General features: G+C 33.2%; 18 protein-coding genes and 1 tRNA gene. 9 read left to right on the top strand and 10 right to left on the bottom strand.

All coding sequences use genetic code 11. From position 1 onward, the window contains the following. Positions 1-575: 575 nt before the first annotated feature. The 9 genes from DK441_RS05705 to DK441_RS05665 all read left to right on the top strand — a co-directional run bounded on the left by DK441_RS05705 (position 576) and on the right by DK441_RS05665 (position 12,781). Positions 576-1,055 (top strand): hypothetical protein, encoded by a 480-nt coding sequence (locus tag DK441_RS05705; RefSeq protein WP_109097882.1) that lies wholly within the window; start codon positions 576-578, stop codon positions 1,053-1,055. A gap of 2 nt (positions 1,056-1,057) precedes the next feature. Next, entirely contained in the window at positions 1,058-1,978 is a 921-nt protein-coding gene (locus DK441_RS05700) for a hypothetical protein (protein WP_109097881.1), read from the top strand. 69 nt (positions 1,979-2,047) lie between these two features. Further along, entirely contained in the window at positions 2,048-4,423 is a 2,376-nt protein-coding gene (locus tag DK441_RS05695) for a TonB-dependent receptor (RefSeq protein ID WP_109097880.1), read from the top strand. A gap of 16 nt (positions 4,424-4,439) precedes the next feature. After that, on the top strand, positions 4,440-5,624 hold the full coding sequence (locus DK441_RS05690) for a hypothetical protein (protein WP_109097879.1): 1,185 nt from the start codon (positions 4,440-4,442) through the stop codon (positions 5,622-5,624). A 7-nt stretch (positions 5,625-5,631) separates the two neighbouring features. Next, on the top strand, positions 5,632-6,333 hold the full coding sequence (locus DK441_RS05685) for an ABC transporter ATP-binding protein (RefSeq protein ID WP_109097878.1): 702 nt from the start codon (positions 5,632-5,634) through the stop codon (positions 6,331-6,333). A 4-nt stretch (positions 6,334-6,337) separates the two neighbouring features. Continuing rightward, positions 6,338-7,771, top strand: coding sequence for a DUF3526 domain-containing protein (locus tag DK441_RS05680; RefSeq protein ID WP_109097877.1), 1,434 nt, complete (start codon positions 6,338-6,340; stop codon positions 7,769-7,771). Next, positions 7,768-9,207 (top strand): DUF3526 domain-containing protein, encoded by a 1,440-nt coding sequence (locus tag DK441_RS05675; protein WP_109097876.1) that lies wholly within the window; start codon positions 7,768-7,770, stop codon positions 9,205-9,207. The genes DK441_RS05680 and DK441_RS05675 overlap by 4 nt, the downstream gene beginning before the upstream one ends. Beyond that, complete coding sequence (locus DK441_RS05670; protein WP_109097875.1) at positions 9,204-11,414, top strand: DUF5916 domain-containing protein; 2,211 nt, start codon at positions 9,204-9,206, stop codon at positions 11,412-11,414. The genes DK441_RS05675 and DK441_RS05670 overlap by 4 nt, the downstream gene beginning before the upstream one ends. Before the next feature lie 2 nt (positions 11,415-11,416). Continuing rightward, the gene (locus DK441_RS05665; protein WP_109097874.1) at positions 11,417-12,781 is read left to right on the top strand and encodes an MATE family efflux transporter; all 1,365 of its coding nucleotides are present in this window, start codon (positions 11,417-11,419) and stop codon (positions 12,779-12,781) included. A gap of 21 nt (positions 12,782-12,802) precedes the next feature. On the opposite strand, the gene DK441_RS05660 is transcribed toward DK441_RS05665, so the two are convergent. From DK441_RS05660 to DK441_RS05615, 10 genes are all read right to left on the bottom strand, one after another. After that, positions 12,803-13,411, bottom strand: a complete 609-nt coding sequence (locus DK441_RS05660; RefSeq protein ID WP_109097873.1) for a class I SAM-dependent methyltransferase — start codon at positions 13,409-13,411, stop codon at positions 12,803-12,805. Further along, positions 13,404-13,850, bottom strand: a complete 447-nt coding sequence (locus tag DK441_RS05655) for a Fur family transcriptional regulator (protein WP_109097872.1) — start codon at positions 13,848-13,850, stop codon at positions 13,404-13,406. Before DK441_RS05655 ends, DK441_RS05660 begins: the two co-directional genes overlap by 8 nt. Before the next feature lie 193 nt (positions 13,851-14,043). Then, positions 14,044-14,640: a hypothetical protein gene (locus DK441_RS05650; RefSeq protein ID WP_109097871.1), complete on the bottom strand. Its 597-nt coding sequence runs from the start codon at positions 14,638-14,640 to the stop codon at positions 14,044-14,046. Between the two features lie 13 nt (positions 14,641-14,653). Beyond that, positions 14,654-14,821 carry a hypothetical protein gene (locus tag DK441_RS26455; protein WP_160111965.1) on the bottom strand — a complete coding sequence of 56 codons (168 nt, stop codon included), beginning with the start codon at positions 14,819-14,821 and terminating at the stop codon, positions 14,654-14,656. A gap of 98 nt (positions 14,822-14,919) precedes the next feature. Then, positions 14,920-15,162, bottom strand: coding sequence for a hypothetical protein (locus DK441_RS05645; protein ID WP_109097870.1), 243 nt, complete (start codon positions 15,160-15,162; stop codon positions 14,920-14,922). Between the two features lie 331 nt (positions 15,163-15,493). Next, positions 15,494-16,030, bottom strand: coding sequence for a hypothetical protein (locus tag DK441_RS05635; RefSeq protein WP_109097868.1), 537 nt, complete (start codon positions 16,028-16,030; stop codon positions 15,494-15,496). A 269-nt stretch (positions 16,031-16,299) separates the two neighbouring features. After that, entirely contained in the window at positions 16,300-16,875 is a 576-nt protein-coding gene (locus tag DK441_RS05630; protein WP_109097867.1) for a hypothetical protein, read from the bottom strand. Between the two features lie 407 nt (positions 16,876-17,282). Further along, on the bottom strand, positions 17,283-20,288 hold the full coding sequence (locus tag DK441_RS05625; RefSeq protein ID WP_109097866.1) for a GEVED domain-containing protein: 3,006 nt from the start codon (positions 20,286-20,288) through the stop codon (positions 17,283-17,285). A 644-nt stretch (positions 20,289-20,932) separates the two neighbouring features. Further along, positions 20,933-21,006, bottom strand: a tRNA-Arg gene (locus DK441_RS05620). A gap of 175 nt (positions 21,007-21,181) precedes the next feature. Beyond that, positions 21,182-22,519 (bottom strand): SPFH domain-containing protein, encoded by a 1,338-nt coding sequence (locus DK441_RS05615; protein WP_109097865.1) that lies wholly within the window; start codon positions 22,517-22,519, stop codon positions 21,182-21,184. Between the last annotated feature and the right edge of the window lie 13 nt (positions 22,520-22,532).

The following is a 22,532-nucleotide window of genomic DNA, read 5'->3' as shown; positions in this document are numbered from 1 at the left end:
ACTTTATTTATTATAAATCAATTAATATATTTCAATCCTACAAATAAAATTAACTCCCTTAATGTATTCTCAAAAAGTATAGATCTAAAATTATGAAGAGCTTTGATAATCCAATTTAAGCGTATTAAAATTTGGCGTAATCAAAACGAAGAATAGACTAAGATAATGGATTCATCATTAGAGTATTTGCAAGATTTCATCGATCGAGTTAATAACATAAAGTTTCTAAAATTTATCGAAGAATGATGCTAAGCCATTAACAATTGAAATCATTTTTTTAACATTTCTTTAAATGCAACATTGTTGCTTCTGAAAAACAGGTTCTCTATATTGCAACACTGTTGCAACAAAGGGCGAGCCGAAAACCTTAAAAAATAGAGTAGGTATAATCTTAATTTATGTAATCATGAAAATTAACAAAGAAGCACTAATCTCTCAGATTCTGGCCGAAAAATCAGCAAATCCAGTTGGAGGTACGCATTGTAGTAACTGTGGACATTGTTCATCTACATTGTAGACATTGTATTGCGGTAGTACGATTTGTCGTACTACCGTTTTAAGGAAACATTTTAACCATGAAAAAATTAGATAAAAAACAACTAGCAAATATTCTTCAGTTTAGAAACGAAGACATTATTTCGAGGTTTAATGATATGTACCAGTTAGAAGTCGAAGAAGTACAGGATATTTTTAATGAAACCCTCAAGTTTCTATTCATAAGTCAGATTCCAGGAGTTTTTATACCAGATGATCTTTTGATTATCGACGAAATGTGGCATAATATGATTCTTTTTACTCCTCAATATCATGAGTTTAGTAAAGAATATTTTAACACAACTTATTTTCATCATGTTCCTGCTTCAAAAAAGGAAAAAGAAGATCGTACAAGAAATATGATGAAAGACCCAGAAAAAGCTAAACAAGAGTATCTAAAAAAGTTAGAGTTTTTACTATCTGTGACCTATGATTATTTAGGCGAAAAAACAGTTGAAAAATGGTTCAGGCAGTATGCAAGCCAATATAGTAAAGAACAGCTTAAAGCATTAAGAAAATAGTCATGAGTATTTTTCCAAAAAGAGCTATCCCTGGTAAGACCGTTACTATTCACTGGAACTTTAATATCTCTGCCTTAAAAAATGTACACGTGTTTCCTTGGGTTAGAATTGGTGTTAAAGACCCTAACGGAAATGTTACTATGCTTTTTGAAGAACATGTTTTAGGATTACCAGATCCTATAAACGAAGTAACACAAGAAGAAGAACGATCACTTAAATATTTAAATAAAAATGTTCCGTTATTGTTATTAGCAGATTATTTGAGCGGAGCTTGTAAAAGAGAACAATTAATACAAATACTCAAGAATATTCAATCCGGAAGACATTATTATTTTACATATACCATCCCTAACAATGCACCTTTAGGGAAATACACACTTATTTCAGAAGTACACAGTTCTGGAGAAATAAGGTATTCTAAAACAGCAGTTGATGATTTCTTTTTTGTTGAAAAAATAACACTGAACAATATTATTGAAGGTGAACAAAAGAAAGCTGTAATTATGAATCATTCACCAGAGAAAACTCCTGTAAAGATTGTTGAATGTTATCAAAATACACAAGAAGAACTAAAAACTAAAGTACGTGTTTTTGAAATCGAACCCCTACAAGAAACAATACTAGAACTTTATTCAGACCAAGAATTTTTATTGTACAATGAAGAAAGAGAAGTGATCTCTCTAACCAATTTATCATCATCTTATCTATTACGAAACCAACAAATACTTGAACTACGTAAAAATAATGGGTTAACCTGTTTGCTAAAAAAGGATAAAGATGAAGCCTATCAATTAACTGCAGAAACAAAACAGTTATGGGATAGATCAAATGGATTACTTCATAAAGATCAAATGTCTGAGAAAGAAAAAGTGATTTTTGAGGAAATGAATTCAGAAGAATTGATTCAGGAAATTACTTTATAACAAATGACATTCTATTCTTAAAAAATCAGAATACATAATTAAATACAATAAATCGTCTACTACTTCTATATGCAATATATCTCATTTCTCATAATTGTTTTTTTACTAATCCCAATCATTTCTATAGGTCAGGAAGGGGTAATTTCTGGTACAATAACCAATGAAAAAGGAAACCCTTTATCTACTGCCCATATATATATTCCAGAAATGAATAAAAGTACCGTATCCGATACTTCGGGAGCCTTTAGAATAGAACATTTAAGATCGGGGGATTACCAAATTGTAATATCACATATAGGATACCAAACACAACAAAAAACGATAACACTACTTAAAAATCAACCCAAAATAAAAGTAACAATTCGCCTTGCTAAACAACTCGATGAATTAGGTGAAGTAACACTATTGAGCACATCAGAAGCAACAAAAATTAGAAATAGTACGACAACAGTATCTGTTATCGAAGCCAGAAAACTTAATAATAGATCTGTTACTACATCTGATCTTTTAGGTACAGTACCTGGAGTACAAATAAGACAGAGTGGGGGAGTTGGAAATGCCACTGAAGTATCTATTCAAGGGTTAAGCGGCAGGCAAGTAAAACTATTTGTGAATGGAGTTCCTATGGATTTTTTACTTCCAGTAGAAGAATTAGGAATAGGCCCCTCTCTGGCTATGCTTCCTGTTAACCTTATTAAACGAATGGAAGTATATAAAGGTGCGGTTCCTGTAAGTATGGGAGCAGATGCATTAGGAGGTGCTATTAATATAGTTACAAGAAAAGAGAAGTATGATTTTTTTGACACATCTGTAGCATATAGTTCATTTAATACATGGCAGGCAACAGTAAATGCGAGAAAAGTAATGCCCTCTGGTTTAACAGCTGGGTTAACAGGGTATTATACGTATTCAGATAATAATTACACACTAAACGATGTAACACTTATTAATGAACAAGGTAATCCGGAATCAATTTCTGCAAAAAAGTTTCATGATGCTTTTAGAAGCTATATGATAAAAGGAGATGTAGGGTTGATAGACCAATCCTGGGCAGATTATATAGCACTCAATTTTTCTTATGCAAATTTATATGATGAGATTCAGCATAATTTTGAAATGAGACAACCTTACGGAGAAGCACTTAACAAAGTATCTGTACATAATAATGCATTACAATATGAAAAAAAAGACCTTATTAAAAACCTAGATGCTAATTTATACATAGGGTACAACAGAATCATTACTAATTTTAATGATACAACACTTAATATATACAATTGGAGAGGAGAAGTTATTGGGCAGAGAACCTCTGGAGGTGAGATCACACCTTCTCAAAATAAATTAAAACTTACCGGAGATAATATTTCGGGAAGAATTAATCTTCAATATAATGTTAATACCACCTCACGAATTCTCTTTAATGGCGTGACTTCCTTTTTTGAACGATCAGGAGAAGATCCCGTTGCAGCTGCATTTTACGGAAATGATTACTATAAAAACCCTGTACATATCAATAAAATTGTTAGTGGGATAGGCCTGGAAAAAGATTTTCTGGATAAAAAAATAGTAAGTCATAGTGCTGTAAAATTATATCACTATACCGCAAAAGGTTTCGAAATTGAAAATAATGAAATCGATGAGGTAGAACAGCAAAATACAGAATTTGGAGGAAGCCAATCTTTTTCCTGGAAAGTGAATCACAATTTTTTAAGTAAACTATCTTATGAGTATGCCACAAGGTTACCAGATAGAATTGAAACTTTAGGAGATTTTAGTGTCGCAGTAGCAGCTAATCCCAATTTAAAACCCGAAAGAAGTCATAATATTAATCTTGGTGGGAGTTTTAAAAAAGAAACATGGAGTGTAGAAGCTAATGGTTTTTTTAGAGAAATAGATAATATTATTATACTTCAAGCAGTTCCTCCTCCTGTTTTGAGTACCTATCAAAATTTATTAAAAACAAGAATTATAGGAGTCGAAGGCGAAATTAGTATGCGGCCATTATCATGGTTAAATATTACACTAAATGGCACTTTTCAGGATTTACGAAACCGATCCAAAAAAGAAGCTTCAGGAGTGTCTAATGATCGCTATTTTGGAGCTCGATTACCAAACAAACCATATCTATTCGGAAACGGAGAAATTCAAATTACCAGAGATAGTTTAATGAAACCTAATGACCAATTACAAGTATGGTGGTCTACCCGTTATGTAGAAGAATTTTTTAGGTATTGGGAGATTGATGGACGAAAAGAAGATAAACTAGTCGTGCCAACTCAATGGCTTCATAATATAGGGATTGCATACACAGGAAAGCATAAGCAATATACCATAACTCTCGAAACTCACAACATATTTGATCAACAAGCCTATGATAATTTTGGAGTTCAAAAACCAGGAAGATCATGGCATCTTAAATTAAAAACCTCACTATTTAAATCATAATACAAAAACTATAGTAATGAACAAGAACACATTAAAAAAAGCAGCACACATACTTTTTGCAGGATTTATTTTTACAACAATAAGTATACTATCAGGATGTAAAAGCGACGATAATTCTATTCCTCCAGAAGAAACGACAGTAAAAATAAACCATGGCCTGGCCATAGTATCGGGTGCAGGAGATGTAAAAACGACATTTTTACAAGGACTTACAGATCTTAATAAACCTTCGATAGATAATACCAATGGTACAGAAGTAGGACAGTTTTCTTCTATATACTCAGACGGGAAATCGATGTTTACAGCAGGTTTTGGTGCTCCCGCAACTATGAAAAAATTTGTGTTTGATAAAACTGGTAAAGCGGTTTTGGATCAAGAAATAATAATTCCGGGATCTAATTCTTTTTCTTCTCTCGAGATTCTTAATGAAACTACAGGTTACGCTACAGTTGGAGGAGGAATATCTAAAGTTATTCAATTTGACCCTACTACGATGAGAATTACAGGAGAAATAAATCTAAAAGATGCTGGGGATGGCCTTTTTTATTCCGATATGATCATAAGAGATACCAATTTATTTATCGCACTTAATGATTTTGGAGGATCAGGTTCTGCTAAGATTGCCGTGGTAGATTTAAATACAAACACCTTAAGTAAAATTATAACAGATGATCGTACAGCCACACTTTTTAATACACTTACTGCCGAAATTATGACTACAGATGCTCAAGGGAATATTTATGTTCAGGCTTCGGGACTATTTAGTGGTAAACCTAGTGGTGTTCTTAAGATCAAAGCAGGAGAAACAGAATTTGACGCAGATTATTTTTTCGACCTGAAAGCTGCTACTGGTAATACGTGTTTTGGATTATATCATTTTAGTAATGGAATGGTATGTACTACCGTTTCAGAAAATGATGATAACTTTTTTGGGACAGATGGAGCTAATCCTTCTTTTAGATATCGAAAAATTGATCTTTCTAAAGCTCAAGATTTAGGGGATTTAGAGGCCTCTCTACCTAATACATTTGCAGCATCCCGAACATCATTTATGAAGCAAGTTTCTGATAATGAAGTTCTTTTTGCCATTGCAGGTACAGAAGAAGATGCTTTGTATAGTTATGAAATTAGTTCGGGTAATGTTTCAAAGAAAATGAAAAGCACCAGTGGTTATATAACAGGGTTAATCACTCTAAAATAATATAAAAATGCTTGAAGCAATTGATTTAACAAAAAAATATGGAGATTTCACCGCTCTAAAATCTTTAAATCTTACGATAAAAGAAGGAGAAATTTTTTGTCTGTTAGGGGCAAATGGAGCAGGGAAATCGACTACTATTAATCTATTTCTAAATTTTATAGATGCAACTCATGGTAAAGCTATGATCAATAATATGGATGTCACCATGCATATTAAGGAAACCAAACAATTGCTATCCTATATTCCCGAAAACCTGATGTTATACAAAAACCTGACCGGGCTAGAAAATCTCCATTTTTTTTGTGGATTGGGCGGAGGAAATCAAAACAAAAGTGAGCTGGAAGAATTATTAATACAATCTGGCTTGCAGAAAGATTTTATACGCAAAAGAGTAAGTAGTTACTCTAAAGGAATGCGCCAAAAAGTGGGTATTGCGCTGGCCCGGGCACGAGGAGCAAAAGTATTACTGCTAGACGAGCCCACATCTGGATTAGATCCCAAAGCCAGTAATGAATTTTCTGAATTATTATTAAATATGAAAGAAAGAGGAGTAACCACATTAATGGCAACACATGATCTTTTTAGAGCAAAAGACACAGGTACACACATTGGTATAATGAAAGAAGGGGTATTGTTAGAAAAGTTTGAATCCAAAGACGTTAGTTTTCAGGATCTTGAAAAAATGTATTTGAAACACATGCACAATTGATAAGATGAATGCAGTACTACTAATTGCCAAAAAAGAAATACAAATCGCATTGCGGAAAAAGCTAATAGCAGCTCTTGCTATAGTAATCATGGGGTTGCTTAGTATTGCCTTATATACAGGATATGTGGCCTATAATCAACAACGAGTTATTATAGAACAGGCTAAGCAAGAAAATAGAACAGAATGGTTAGAGCAAGGTGACAAACACCCCCATATAGCTGCTCATTACGGGACTTTTGTATTTAAACCAAAAACTATATTAAGCTTATTTGATTTTGGATTAGATACCTATACAGGAACTTCTGTATACCTTGAAGCTCACTACCAACACGAATTTATGTTTCGCCCGGCACAAGATCATAGCAGTATGATTCGGTTTGGAGAACTTAGTGCAGCAATGGTATTTCAAATATTAATTCCTTTACTCATTATATTTTTGGCATTTACTGCATTTACCGAAGAAAGAGAAAATGGAACTCTCAAATTGTTAATAAGTCAGGGAGTATCTTATTCTTCTATAATTAAAGGGAAAATAATAGCATATGTAAGTATTCTCTTTGCTATAGTGATTCCGTTTTTTGTAATCGCTTTTATTTTATCTACAGCGATAACAGATTCTGGTAGTATCCCCGATGTTGGATTACGAGTATTATTTCTACTAATAGTGTATGCCATATACTTATCGATTTTTGTTGCTTTTTCGGTATGGGTATCTATGCAATCATCAACAGGAAGAAATGCATTACTTACCCTATTAACCTGTTGGATTCTTTTTACCATTATTATTCCAAAAACAACGGCTAATTTTGGAGAAAGCTTCTATCCTTTACCTTCTATGAAAATGTATAGAGAAGCTATTCAAAAAGATATTAGAAATGGTTTAGATGGAAAAAATCCAAAAATCGCCCGAGAGCAGCAATTAAAAAAAGAATATTTACAGCATTATAAAGTAGATTCAATTCATAAACTACCTCTAAATTTTGAAGGAATGCGAATGCAAGCCGGAGAAGATTATGGCAATAAAGTATATGATATACATTGGGAAAGGTTAATCGATATTTTTAATCATCAGAATCGAATCAGTAGCTTATCCAGTTTTATTACTCCATATTTAGCCGTACGTAATGTATCTATGGGACTTGCTGCTACCGATCTGAATACTTCTATTCATTTTCAAAAAATAACAGAAAATTATCGCAGAGAATTAGTTCGGAAAATGAATCTTGATATGGCGCAAAACTCTAAGTATGGAGAGTTTTATGAATATAAAGCAGGTAAAAATTTATGGAAAACGGTTAAAGGTTTTCACTATAAAACAATGTCTGCGTATGAGATACTACGCCAATATCTAATAGAACTATTATCCTTATGTTGTTGGGGGTTGATTATTTTCTTTCTTCTTAACTATTCATCACATAAAAAGAAACCTGTATTATGAGTAGAGTAACGATAACATTATTGCGATATGAGTGGATTGCTTTTACCAGAAATACTTTTCAAATAGTAATGCTAGGTTGTACTTTTTTACTTGGTCTTTATTCAATTTATTATGGGCAATCAGAGATAAAAGTACAACGGGATACTATCCAGGATGTAATGGAAATTGAAAAAACCGAATTCCATCAATATCAGGCAAGTTTTAAAGAAGAATTAGCTTCTGTAACACAAAAAAAGAAACTAGAAATTGCTTCAGACGCTGCCTATGCATGGCATAGACATGGTTATCATGCGATTTTACATCCTCATGATTACGCAGCCTTGGCAATTGGACAATGCGATTTACATCCTTATTATTACCGTCTTACAGGAATGAGTTTACACTATCAGCTTTTTGAAAACGAGATCGCAAATCCCGTAAAACTATACGTTGGTAATTTTGATTTATCATTTGTACTAATTTACCTCTTCCCTTTATTGATTATAGCATTTTCCTATGGCTTATATTCTGGCGAAAAAGAGAATGGAGTACTACCATTACTACATATACAAACTGTAAACATCAGGAGAATTATTATAGTACGACTCATATTATATTTCTTCCTTATTACAGGATTAGCACTTCTTATTTCTATGATAGGGCTAACCACTTCTGGTAATATTATGAATTCTGAGAATAGCCTGTCAGCTCTTTTTTGGATACTTAGCGTTATTATGTATTGCGCATTTTGGTTTGCAGTACTCTTCTTTATTGTAAGTTTTAAAATGAATTCGTCTTTTACGGCGATTACGGCAGCCGGAGTATGGCTGCTCTTTCTTATCATAATCCCTGCAGTGCTTAACGTATGGGTAACTACCAGGTATCCATTAGACAGTACATCACTAGCAGAAATTACTCGCAGAACCAGTCTTGAAAATGAAGAAGATCAGAACGAAGCCAAAGAAGTTATTCAAGAATTTTTAGCACATAATCCACACCTTCAGGGATCAGATAGTCTTATCCATAATAACACACTTGCAAAAGCATATGCAGCACTAACATCCTTAAAAGATATGCATAGTAAAGAAGATGTAGATCAATATAACAATCAGGTATATCAGAGAAATAAATGGATATCAGATTTTCATTGGGTAAATCCTGCGGTAAATATGCAGAGTATATTTATTCATATTGCAAAAACAGATCTTAATACCTTTCATCAGTTTCATACTTCTATCGAATCATTCCATCGTAATATTTCAAACTTCTATTTTCAGAAATTGTTTTGGGATAAACCTATACGGCGTGAGGACTATTCGCGATTACCATCCTTCAAAATCAAAACAGATGAAGTAAAATGGAGTACTCTTATTTTATTAGGAATAGTAAAAGTTAGTATCGCGACGATCTTATTTTTCGGAATAGGTTTCACAATCATGAAAAAAAAGAAAATATGAGAAATTTACTTTGTGTCATAGTAGTTATTATGCAACATATGATTGGTATTGCACAGCATACAAATCAAAATTTTCCACCCCCTAGTGATCCTCCCCAGGTTTTTGCAAAACGTGCAAAGGGTTCTATAAAAATCGATGGCAAATTAAACGAGTCTGATTGGCAGGAAGCTCCTGTTACCAAAGATTTTTTTCGAATGGAACCCCGACAGGGAGGAGTTTATACGTATAAAACCGAAGTACGTGTCTTATTTGATGAGAAGCAGCTATACATAGGAGTGTTTTGTGAAGACTCATTAGGGAAAAAAGGAGTTCGTGTACAAGATTTAAGAAGGGATTTTAGTGATGGCGAGAATGATATTTTTAGTATTCAATTAGATCCTCAAAATCTCAAACAATACTGTGTCTCGTTTCAAACCACTCCGTATGGTAATCAACGAGACTTACAGAACTTTAATGATAATAGTACTGATAATGATTGGAATGCACTATGGTCTGTACGCACCCATAGAACCGATACAGGATACTATGCAGAGTTTGCCATACCTTTTACATCTATTCGGTACGACAGTCAGAAAAAAGAAGAAGATGTTGCCTGGGGAATTACATTTAGCAGACTGGCAAGAAGAGATTATGAGCGAACCGTTTTTCCTGCCATCCCGCAATCTTTTTCTCCGTATAGAATGACATATGCTGCGCAATTAAAAGGATTAGAACTTCCTAGTTCTGGAGCAAACCTTAGAGTAGAACCTTATTCTTTATATCAATACACTACGACTAATGCAGAAGGAGAAAAAAACTCTGATAGTAAACTAAAATTTGGAGGGGATGCAAAATGGGCTATAAGTCCACGATCGGTCTTAGACGTAACTGTTAATACAGATTTTGCACAGGCAGATGTAGATAGAGCAGTTAACAACCTTGATAGGTTTAATATATTTTTTCCAGAGCGAAGGCAATTTTTCTTAGAAAACTCAGGGATTTGGGCAGGAGCCTCTAACAATTTAGTTCGTCCTTTTTTTAGTAGAAAAATTGGGTTAGAAGGTAAATTTAATGCCGTTCCTGCTCCGATTAATGTTGGAACACGTTTTACCGATAGAAACGATAAAAGAACTCTGGCGGGGTTATATATCCACCAAAGAAATACCGATAATGCGCCCAGTGCGAATTTTGGAATATTTCGTTACCTCCAGAATTTTGGAAAAGAAAACAATGTAGGCGTTATGATCAATCATCGCTTAGATGAAAATAGTAAAGTATTAGATATCGAAGAAAATAATAATACAACAGCAACTATAGATGGTTTAATTCGAATAAAAAATAAATGGACAATTTCTTATTTAATTTCGTCTACATATGATGAACAAACCAATAGGTGGGGAGAAGCAGGAAGTGTTTTTTCTGGATATCGAAGCAATAAGATGTATTGGGGATGGTCTTCAAATTTTGTAAGCAAGAATTATAATCCAGGTACAGGTTTTGTCTTTCAGAATGATGTTATAAAACACAATCCTGGCGGGTATTTTATTGTAAGACCTAAAAAGCTTCCGTGGATTCGTCGTTGGGATCCAGGTTTTTTTGCAAATTACTATCATGATTTTCAAAACCCCGAAAAGTTTCAACAGGCGAGCCTGTATCTTTTTCCTGTATATGTATTTTTTAAAGACAACAGTTTTGTAGAATACTCGGTTACGCCATCATGGCAAAATATAAATTTTGATTTCAAACCTCTGGGATTAGCAATCGAACAAAAAAGGTATTTCTATACCCGACAATTTGTTCGATATAATTCTGATCGATCAAGAAAATTGTCTGCTTCTTTTAAATATGAATGGGGAGGTTTCTATAATGGAAACAGAAATACAATTACAGCTGGTATGCGATACGCTCCTTTACCTCATATTGCTTTAACTGCAGATTACGAATATAATAATCTTAGGAAAATAGGAATACTAAGAGAAAATTTAGAAACCAATTTGTATTCTGCCAGCCTTCGTTTAGCACTCTCTCCCCGAATGCAACTATCCACCTTTTATCAGTATAACTCATTTAATAAACAAGGAAGGTGGAATGCACGGTTTAGTTGGGAATATATGCCTTTGTCTTTTATTTACCTGGTGTTTAACGATACCCAAATAAAATCATCATTAGATCCTATAGACAGGAACCAACAATTTATTAGTAAAATTACTTTTTTGAAACAGTTTTAGTCGTGAAGAAACAACCAGATATACTAAAAGATAATCTCTGGAAATTGATGCTTAAACTTTCTTTACCAGGAATATTAGGGATGATGGTAATTTCTATTAATTCTCTGGTAGATGCTATATATGTAAGTTATTTTATTGGCGCAGAAGCATTCGCCGGGATTTCGTTACTATTTCCGCTTACCCTGGTTATTACCAGCGTAACTGTTTTTATTGCGGCTGGGTCGTCTTCGGTTTTGAGTAGAGCTATTGGTGCCAATGATATAGAAAAACAACAAAAAGTAATTCCTAATATGATCGCGCTTTCTCTTATAAGCTCGATGATATTAATGATTGTAGGTATTCTTTTTACTAGACAATTGGTAGCTTTTATGGGTGCTACGGGAGCTATGCTGGATTATGGGGTTTCTTATTTTGAAATATCTATTCTGGGGGTGTTCTTTACTATCCATGGCCTTTCTGCTAATGGGCTTATTAGATCCGAAGGTAAAATTAGACAAGCAATGACATTTACAATAATGTCTGTTGTAATAAATATTACATTAACCCCTTTATTTATTCATACCTTTTCTATGGATATTGCTGGTGCTGCCTTAAGTAGTATCATATCTATGCTTATATATGCGATTGCAACTTCGCTCTATTTTGTTAAGAAAAAAGCATCGTTTGCAACTGGAAAATTTAGTATTAAGATTGAAAAAGACATCATAAAAGATGTAATTAGTGTAGGTACATCTGCTTTTGTTATGCAATTGTCTAATGTTATAAAACAGTTTTTTTTATTTAGAACTTTAGCATGGTATGGTACTGCTCATGATATTGCTTTTTTTAGTGCTGCATTTAGGTTATTTTCATTTTTGGCAATACCTGTATTAGGTTTATTGCAACCCTTGCAACCTATAATAGGAATCAATTATGGCGCGTCTAATATATCGAGATGTATAGAAGCTATAAAAACATTTAGGATAGGTGGTGTTTTATTTATACTGGTTTTTATGATTCCCGTGTTGATTTTTCCCGAATTTTGTATTCAATTGATGCTTCCGGATATGGTTTTAGACACTCATGAAATCTTTAATCTAAGAAGTATTTTGGCAGTGTTATTTCTATTACCTATTGCCTCGAGTAGTATTATTTTTTTTCAATCGGTAGGAAAAGGAAAACTAGCCAGTATCGTTCCGATAAGCCGACAAATTATTTTGTTTCTCCCTTTAATTTGGTTTTTCCCAAAAATGTTTGGTATTAATGGGATATATTATACGCTTGTTGTAGAAAATATAATCTATGCATTAGTATTATGGGTACTATCTTCTATTGAACTTAAAAAACTGTTAAGTTCGACTTCTAAAAGAGTGGCGTTTCAGAAATAATAAGTGTAAGGCATAAATAGTCTACTTTTTCTGAGCTACGATATGAAATACATGCCAATATTTTTCTTTTCCGGATATGGTTTTACCTTGTTTTTCTATTTCTTTACAATGGATAAGATCAAAATGATTAAACATTGCTTTTATCTGTTTCTCGGTGTGAAAAGTCATTTCAGGATTAGAGCTCCAGGCATCATTGGTGCCGAAAAAATGCCCACTAAAAATCCCTTTTTTTGGTATTGAAGAAGTAATGATATTCCATAATCTGTCAAAATGATCGGGGTGACAAAATGGTAAACTAAAAGTGGCATTAATAAGTTGGCAATCGGGAAGTGTATCTATGTTTTCAAAAGAATTTAAGCGAAGCTGAAGCTGTTGTTTGTATGTATCCGGAGTATTTTCCTTAATTCGCAATAAGGCTTCATTTTGTTTGTCTATGGCAAGGACATTCCATTTATCCTGTAGTAAGGCAAAAGTATCTACACCATTCCCACAACCCAAATCAACAGCTAGCCTGTCTTGTGGGTTAATTTGTAGTTTTTGAGAAAGAGCTAGTGCATTACGTAAAGTAGCTGCTGGAGGATGTTTTTTCTGATCAAAATAATGATAATGAGTGTTCCAGAGATTATCCATTAGTTGTTTTTAAACTAGAAAGGCATGCATTACAAACACCATTAATGGTATAGTTTATTTTTTGTGCCAGGAATTTTTCTAAAACTTTGATTTTTGGAATTTTAATATCTTCGAGGCAATAGGTCTGTGAGCAATTTTCGCAAATAAGATGAACATGCTCATCAGAATGTACTTCTTCTGGGCATTCATGACTACACATTGCATATCGTATGCCATGACTATCTTCAGAAGCTTTATGCAATATCCCATGCTCTTCAAAAGCACCTAATGTTCGATATATAGTTACCCGATCATGACTTACCTTCATATGAGAAATTATTTCTTTTGCAGATAATGCGTAATCATAATTTAGAAATATTTTAAGCATTTCTATTCGTGCCGAAGTTTTTTTTAATGAATGTGACTTAAGAAGATCTTCTATGTATTTTTGTGTATTCATGAATCGCTAAAATTCCAATAGATTTAAAAAAGATAAAGGGTATAATGCCCATTATTTTTTTAGTCGTTTTTTGTTTTTATCCCTATCTCAAAGATACTTATTTTATAAAAAAGTAGTGCACTAAATCTTTGATTATTATAAAATATTTCACTATTGTAATTCTGATCAGAACCTATTTAAATTCAATTTCTTTTTATTCAATTAATAAGAGAAGTTCTTTATTTTCATCATGTCCACCTGTTGCCAAAAAATAAAATGGCGTTGTAATGGGTATTTTTGAAAAGGAATCGCTTTGTATGGTATACTCAATTGCTTCAGCCATTAGTTGAAAGGTTTTAAATAGAAGCATCCATTTCAAATCATCATAAATATCTATTTCCCATAAATCTTCATTATCTTCTAAAGTATCGTATAATGGGTGTAATAATTTTAAATCGAAGCCTCCTGTAGAATCAAATAATTGTCCTTTCTTTTTAATTTCTCCATCATCATATACAAGAGAAGAAAATCCATTCATCCAACAGGTCGAAGGAATAAAAGGAGGAATATCTGAACCAATGCATTGAAATAGAAAAGCATTTGCTTTTTCAGATTTGTCTTGTTCTATTAGTGTATGAGCTACCTTAAAAGTAGTAGTTAATTCTTCTTTTATATAATCTCTTATCTTATCCTCTATTGCATTTTCTGGGATTAATTCTTTGACCAGGTGGTAATCCTCACTTTGTTTTAAACTTTCTAGTTTTTGTTTAAACAATTCATTGAAATATCTGCTGTTAGAATTTATTTTCATGGCATTTTATTAGTTATATAGTAATGTTTAGTGTTTGTTCATATAAATTATTCGTATCGGCATTTGATATTTCTACAAATAGGTTCCCTGGTTTTTTGCAAATAGTGTTAAAAAATAATGTTCTTTTTAATTTAGTAGAAGCTTTCGGGTTTCCTACTCCTGTATCTTTACTGATCAGCATTGATTTTATAACTTTTCATCGTAAAATCTTTGTGCTATATAAGAACATGGGGGCATTATTTAATTGATAAAATATCATGCTTGGCGTTGTATAAAATTCTATCTTTTTTCAATAATAGTTTCTTGAAACTCATATCGATCAAAATCTCTCTCATCCCAGTATTTATTATTTTCGAATAACTCAAGTATACGAATTGTCTTTGGAGTATTAGTATAATTCTTTAAAACAAAACTGAAATAAAAAAAGCAATCACAAGTCGTTACGGGATATCCTCCATCATTTAATTGTGGTTTATCTAATTCAATAAGTAATGTGTCATTTCGTTCAGTAACATTTTTCAAATAAGCTTCTCTCCAAGAACAGTTTACTATGTACCCTTAATCTAACATTTAGATTACCATTTTCAATTTCATTTTTTCGAACTCCTATAGAATCAATTCCACAGCCATTTTGACATTTGGAAACCTTGAATCGTTCAATTTTTTCAATAAGAGGTAATTGTTTTCGTTTTGAACAATTAACAATTAACAATGAAAGAAAAAGTATTATAATCAATATCTTCATTTAATATATTTTCGGAACAAGGCAAGTATTACCTGAACTAATTGATTTATTGGTGTAATTTTATTTTTTTTAAGCTGAAGATATAAATCATCTGTATTGTTATCCATGTTACCAAAACTTCCACCAAGGTTTAGTTTTAGCAGATTCTACTTCTGGTGATGGAAAAATATCAATTATATGATTATATTCATTTGGGTCAACGGCAAATTCAGTAAAACTCTCAACCGTATCATCTAATTGTTTTAACCGCTTACCAAAGTCATAGATAAAAGATTGGTTGTTTTCGTTTGTAATGTAAACATTTTCTGGTGATTGATCCTCACTATTTATATACAACATTAACCAATCACCACTCTTTAATTTTGGATAAGAATTAACATCAGCCGTTCTATAATACCCTCTTACTTTGGATTGAAATTCAAGAACATCCATAGGGTAAACCAAGTAATTGACGAAATAACCGAATTTTTCTAAATCTGGTGATTTTGTAAATCGTATCAAGAAAAGTTCTATCTGACCTTTTTTTCTGTAGAGTTGTATACCTTTTACATATTCTGTATCTCGATATAAATTTGCCAGATCACAAAGTATGTTCTCTAGATCTTGTTGTTGATGGGTTTTGATTAAAATATAGTTCTCTGTCATTTCAAATATGGGTTAACGTCTTAAATAAAAAAACCGTTTTAATATTTTTTATTTAGCTATACATTTTATTATGCTAAGTACAATCTTTTGGGGTATTTATTTTACCCTATTTTCCGTGAGATTTGTTAAGTATAACAAGTGTAGCCAGTCGATAGGCGGTTATGATTTGTGATATAGTAATGTGTAGCGTTTATTCATATGAAAGACTGCCTGTACGTTATGAAATTGCAGTAATCACTTCCTACTAAAGGTTTTAATATTTGATGATGTTAGCTACAGTTTTTTATTGCTATCGGCACAATATTACAATATGGTTCTTGATCGATTTTAAATTCTAATCTATCAAATGCAATTGCAGATTTGCCATTTTCAATTTCAGAATTGACTAAACTTTCTAAAAATTCAATTCCTTTAGCATCTACTCCATAATAATCTAGAATGATACTATCATTTTTATGAAATAGAGCTTTTATAATTAATGCTTTTCTATTGGTAAAACTCAAATGCTCCAATTTGTCTTTTAGGCTAATTCCGATTTCTTCAGCAATTCTTTTTGCATTAGACTCGTCAATCCGCATTTTATTAGTCAGGTATTTGCCAACACTTAAAGGAGTTAATAATTTCATGACTGTATGTTGTCGGTAGTTTTTTGCCCAGGGGAAATCAGTTTTTTGATTCTGAAAACATTTAATGAGTTCAATAGCTAAATCAAAACCTAAAGGTGAGCTTTCGATATCAAAATTTGGAATATAAATTCGTATAAGATTTCCATTTTTCAATTCAAATTCAGGTATAGAAATTCCATTTATTTCAAATTCTTTGTTATGAAAAATACTAGATGTCATAATTATACTTAACGTGTTTGTGTGCGACCTCTTGAGCCGTAATCAAGTTATTTGTTGTTTTAGTTGATTGGTTTACAGTTTGTTATGAGTTTTTGTTTATGGAATCGTAAACTTTTCGTAAACTTTGATTATGAAATTATTACAAATGAAGCGATTAAAAAAATATGCTTTTGCAATACTTATGTAAATTGGTTTCTTGCTTGTTGCTGATCATTACTTTTTAAAAGAGCGGGATTTCCTTAAAGGATTTCTCACTTTATAGTAATTTGGTTTTTCTACAAACTAAAATACGATGAATAAAGGGGACGTAACTCCACAAAAAACTACCTGAAAAATGAATTAAAGTTTGAAGATACTTTTTATAAATTTTCAGGTAGTTATTATCGTAAAAAAACAAGCTTATTAGGTTATTTCTTTATGAATCTTTTGGTTACCGCCAGTCCGTTTTCAACGAATCGTACAAAGTACATTCCTGAAGCAAACTTAGATACATCTATGGATAAAGAATCAATTTCCGGATTAATCTCTTTTACAATTGTACCAGTAGAAGAGAATATGCTGATTCTTTCAAACCTACCTTTTAAAATCTTTATGTTAAGTTGAGCATTTACAGGGTTAGGATGTAATTTAATATTGTTAAGAGAGTTTTCTGTAAACGTTCTTAATAAATTTCCACTATTCTGTTCATTCGAGCGGTTCCCCAGGTTGATCGTATAGTCTTCTACTTCTCCATACGTAAACGCTTCACATGAAGTAGGAATAGCGTTATATTTCATAGACACTCTCATTCTTACTGCAGTTTGAGCAGTTCCACTTGGTACCGTAAATGATCCAGTATTGTTAGTATCGGTCGAAGCTGCTTTGGACCATACCAATTCTCCAGAGTCTGTAAAGACGCCATTGTTGTTATAATCAATCCAAACAGCATACCCTTCAGCGTATGTAGTTCCTGTCCAGGTTGGAGTTACAGTGATATCATAACTTTGTCCTTCTTTTAAGGTTGTAGAAACCGATGTAAAATCAGAATAAAACTGAGCTCCCGAAGAATTATCAATTGTATTAACCTGTACTTTACCAATATATTCATCATTTACATTGGTACTTGCAGAATCACAATAGGTTACCCCTCCTGTGGCCCCCTGTTCCAGGTTGATCGTATAGTCTTCTACTTCTCCATACGTGAAGGTTTCACATGAAGTAGGAATAGCGTTATATTTCATAGACACTCTCATTCTTACTGCAGTTTGAGCCGTTCCACTTGGTACCGTAAATGATCCAGTATTGTTAGTATCGGTCGAAGCTGCTTTGGACCATACCAATTCTCCAGAGTCTGTAAAGTTGCCATTGTTGTTATAATCAATCCAAACGGCATACCCTTCAGCGTATGTAGTTCCTGTCCAGGTTGGCGTTACAGTGATATCATAACTTTGCCCTTCTTTTAAGGTTGTAGAAACCGATGTAAAATCAGAATAAAACTGAGCTCCCGAAGAATTATCAATCGTATTAACCTGTACTTTACCAATATATTCATCATTTACATTGGTACTTGCAGAATCACAATAAGTTACTCCACTTCCTTCTAAGGTAGTGAAAGAAACGGTAGCACTTCCAGAGATATTTCCTGCTGCATCTTGTGCAGTTACTGATGCATTATAATTGGTCAATGGAGATAGACCTGTAACATTAAAAGTAGGACTTGCAGAAGTTCCTACTGAATTACCACCTATAGAAATGTTGTATTGAGTAACACCAACATTATCTGTAGAAGCTGTCCAATTCAGAGTTGCTCCGCTTGAAGTGATATTGCTAGCTGTCAAATTGCTTGGATTCGTTGGCGCTTGCGTATCAGCAGGTCCTGATTGTATTTGGAATTTTCCAACAACTCCTTTTCTACCATTTTTCATGTATTCGGTTATAAACCAAAATGAAGAATTATCAGATGGATCAACATCTATTTTACTATAATCTCCATAGCGTAAACTAGGAATATTACCATTTCCGTTAGAAATTAATTGTTCTGTTCCTGTCATCACACCAGCAGGATCCGAACTTAATCTTCCGGTATAATATGAACTTACCCTAACAGTTGATGAGGTACTCGGACCAGACATAGATGTATATCCCATACCTATATTACCTTGTGCATCCATTGCCATACTAGCGTTCCAGGCGTGTCTTCCATCAGGAGCAGTATAGGTACCTTCCTGGTGTAAAGACCATGGTTGATTATCTCCACTTTGACGGAATTCATACCAGCGTACTCCGGCAAGCTTACCAGATCCACCATCGGTATCTACTACAAAATTGAATATAGCAGAATTATGAGAAGCAAATTTCCTGAATTGTGCCTGATTCATAATCGTTGCTTGTAATGCATCAATAGTATCACCTCCTCCAGGTTGAGCTAAGTTAGAAAAACTTCCTCCATCAAATACACCAATAAAAGAAGTTGTGTTAATCTGCTGTGGATTGGATATAGTAGAATTATTTGAATTGTTCCAATCTACATTAACAGTCCATAATTTGATATGATCGGTAGAAACTCCTGACCAGGCATTATCCTGCATATATACAATGGTAGCACCGCCAGCTGCTGGTAAATTAGCATCAGTTACGTTTAACGCCTGTGGGCTGTAAAAACCGCTAGTAACAATTCCCGGAAGATTGAAACCTACTATTTGTGCATTAGAATCACCTGTTAACATTTTAGATCTCTCTAATGCCCATATTTTGTTATTACTACTAGTATTATCTGTAATATAATATCCATCACTCCATATTGATAATTTTTGGTAGTCACTGATTGATGATATATTGTATATATACCACCCGGCATTTACTGGATCAGGCCCATCAGATATAGCTACCTGTGCTCCGGATCCCAAAAATGACAATACCCACCTATCGGCAGCATTATCATAAGAAACGGTAAGGTCACAGCATCCTCCGGATGGAAAAATTGCAGGGTTAGGAGCTGTCTGTCCCACTAATTGATTACCTGCTTTATCATAAATCATAAACCCTGTGTTGTAAACAACAAACACATGATTTGGCCCAACAGCTAATGATGGATCCGTTGGTTGAGAATTAGATGAATAGGTATCAAATACAAGGCTTGGAGCAGCTAGACTCATACTTGCCGATTTCTGATGCCTGTTTTTCACATAATAATCATTAGTAGTTTGTGGATCTTTACCGGATACAACCATGTTTCCTAATGATCTTTTGTCTTTTGCTTCCTTAAAAGAATTATCAGGTGGTAGAAGATCATGAGGTCTGGAAGACATTGGAGAAACATACTCTACAGAGGATATTTTTCCGTGATAAAAAGCTTTGTTTTCATTTTGTTGCCCATAGGTCATCATAGAGAAGACCAACAGCAAAGTTAGTGTTGCTAAATTAGTTGATTTCATTTGTGTTGATATATTAAAGTTAGTATTCTAAATTAAACAAATTCGATAAATCACTCGTTATTAGATAGTTGGTTTTTTTAACGTTTTTTTGTTAGAATTAGATATGTAAAACATTGATAATCAGTATTATATTTTTAATAAGAATAAAACAGTATTAATTTTGTGGTTATCGCGCATGGTCAAAAACGATAATTTACATATGTATAAGGTGTTAATTATTAGACAATTAAAAGAGAATTGTACTGAAAATGAAATTACTTTTGTTTGTGATATAAGATCATTTGTTTTATATGTTTTAAAAACAATTTTTTGTAAACCTAAAGCATTGATAAAAAATAGAGAACTCTATTGGACCAAGAAATTTTATTACTTCAATAATCATCGCAAAATCAAGACTTTTATCGAAAGGTATTCCGAACATTTTTTTCTCTATCTATCTTCGTAACATATCACGATTAGAAAAAGCAACTTTAGGACTTGCTATTGAAGCTGGAGGAAAGTCTTTTGAGAGGATTGATTATAACCTTTCCTAGCAAAGCTCCGCTTTAAGAATCACAAAAAGAATCACTTGGCTTTGTTTCAAAAAAAAACGAGTTTCATTTCTGAAACTCGCTTTGTAATTCACATTTTTTGTGCTTCATTCGTGACCTCGGCAGGATTCAAACCTGCAACCTCTTGAGCCGTAATCAAGTGCACTATTCAGTTATGCTACGAGGCCTTTTTGCGGGTGCAAATATAGTTGTTTTTTATATTGCTGGCAAAATTTATATAAACTTTTTCGCAGATAGAAAAAAGCTACCCGACAGGTTTTAGATAAACACGATCTAAAAACAGGATTCGAGTAGCTTGATAGTATGTGTGTTAAAGCACAGTTATGCTATATGTAAGTTCATTTATTGACTTTTTCTGGTCATCATTTTTTTGGCAAGATCTGCGCCAATTAATGATTGTAATAAGTTTCCATTAGCATCTTGTTTACCACCATCCTGTATATAGATCTCTGGTAGTTTTAGCTCTTTAAGCTCTCTGGCTATATTTACAGAAGTCTTATATTCCCACTCGGCACGTTCTTGTGGAGTAAGACCAGCACTTACCAGTTTAGCATTTTCATAAGATTGTGCATCTGCCATCGTTTTTTGTGTTTTGGCTTTAAACTGTGCAACTTCATAATTCTTACGCTCCTCGATAAGGTTAAATTCTGCTACTTTGGCTTTTGTTTCGGCTTCGATAGTTTTTTGAATTTGCTCTTTTTCTAGTCGGGCACGTTCTGTTGCTTTCTCAGCTTCACCTTTTGCCGTTTCTTTTTGAGCACGATAGAACTCACGCTCTGCTTGTTGTTTTTCTAGCTGTGTTTGTGCTACCTCTTCTTTTTGTAATTGTAATCGTTTATCAAAGGTAGTTTCCCAATCAATTTCGGTAACAACAGCTTGTACAACGGTAAGGCCATAAGCTTTTAAAGAGTTTCCTTTTTCTCGTACAGGTTCTCCGTTTACGTATTTGATCTTAAAACGTTTCTGTTTAGATTCTTTATTCACTATAGTTCTCACTACACTGCTATCCCCAATTAATTCTCTGTTTTCGTTGGCTATGTACTCTTCTAGTACATACATACCGTTTTCTAACTGATCTTTAAAATATCTGTCAAAATCAGAAGCTTGTCCAGAGATATAATCCTGAGCATCCATTAATTTACATGTATTCTTAATAGACTGATCTATATTAGGAATGATACGTGATCGAATAAGGTTTTTTTCGGTTTTATTACGGTCTGCTACAGATAAGAATTGTGATTCATCTGCAGTATTAATACTAATTACTACCGAAGTTGCAATTCTGGCTTTTACGGCATCGCTAAATGCCCAGTATTTTGCCACATCAACATTAGCATATTTACTTTGTTCTCCAAGCTCACCATTATCTTTATCTGGGATTACATATTTGATAGGGAGTTCGAATTGTATAGGGATCAAACGTCCCCACATTTTGGTATTGATACCTTGATGTACTACAGCTTTTTGGCTACCCCAAGGATATTGTACTGCATAGGCAGTACCAGGTTCTGCATAAAAAAACATACCAGAGATCACACTTAGCACAAAACCGAACCCAATTAATTTAAAATTACGCGATTTGGTGAACCAGTTTAGAACTTTTAAAGTTGAAAAAATGGGTTTGATTATGAGCATTATGATTCCTGTAAGAATCATTACGATTCCTATAAATGTTAGCATATTAAATGGTTTT

The sequence above is a fragment of the Aquimarina sp. AU58 genome (genome assembly GCF_900312745.1).
Lineage (GTDB): Bacteria > Bacteroidota > Bacteroidia > Flavobacteriales > Flavobacteriaceae > Aquimarina > Aquimarina spinulae.
Note: the sequence above shows the minus strand (reverse complement) of the source record. Positions and strands in the feature narration are given on the sequence as shown.

Coding starts and splice junctions, on each gene's coding strand:
- DK441_RS05670 (WP_109097875.1), top strand. CDS start 9,204: ATGAGAAATTTACTTTGTGTCATAGTAGTTATTATGCAACATATGATT.
- DK441_RS05695 (WP_109097880.1), top strand. CDS start 2,048: ATGCAATATATCTCATTTCTCATAATTGTTTTTTTACTAATCCCAATC.
- DK441_RS05655 (WP_109097872.1), bottom strand. CDS start 13,850: ATGAATACACAAAAATACATAGAAGATCTTCTTAAGTCACATTCATTA.
- DK441_RS05675 (WP_109097876.1), top strand. CDS start 7,768: ATGAGTAGAGTAACGATAACATTATTGCGATATGAGTGGATTGCTTTT.
- DK441_RS05630 (WP_109097867.1), bottom strand. CDS start 16,875: ATGACATCTAGTATTTTTCATAACAAAGAATTTGAAATAAATGGAATT.
- DK441_RS05705 (WP_109097882.1), top strand. CDS start 576: ATGAAAAAATTAGATAAAAAACAACTAGCAAATATTCTTCAGTTTAGA.
- DK441_RS05625 (WP_109097866.1), bottom strand. CDS start 20,288: ATGAAATCAACTAATTTAGCAACACTAACTTTGCTGTTGGTCTTCTCT.
- DK441_RS05680 (WP_109097877.1), top strand. CDS start 6,338: ATGAATGCAGTACTACTAATTGCCAAAAAAGAAATACAAATCGCATTG.
- DK441_RS05700 (WP_109097881.1), top strand. CDS start 1,058: ATGAGTATTTTTCCAAAAAGAGCTATCCCTGGTAAGACCGTTACTATT.
- DK441_RS05615 (WP_109097865.1), bottom strand. CDS start 22,519: ATGCTAACATTTATAGGAATCGTAATGATTCTTACAGGAATCATAATG.
- DK441_RS05660 (WP_109097873.1), bottom strand. CDS start 13,411: ATGGATAATCTCTGGAACACTCATTATCATTATTTTGATCAGAAAAAA.
- DK441_RS26455 (WP_160111965.1), bottom strand. CDS start 14,821: ATGCTGATCAGTAAAGATACAGGAGTAGGAAACCCGAAAGCTTCTACT.
- DK441_RS05650 (WP_109097871.1), bottom strand. CDS start 14,640: ATGAAAATAAATTCTAACAGCAGATATTTCAATGAATTGTTTAAACAA.
- DK441_RS05690 (WP_109097879.1), top strand. CDS start 4,440: ATGAACAAGAACACATTAAAAAAAGCAGCACACATACTTTTTGCAGGA.
- DK441_RS05685 (WP_109097878.1), top strand. CDS start 5,632: ATGCTTGAAGCAATTGATTTAACAAAAAAATATGGAGATTTCACCGCT.
- DK441_RS05635 (WP_109097868.1), bottom strand. CDS start 16,030: ATGACAGAGAACTATATTTTAATCAAAACCCATCAACAACAAGATCTA.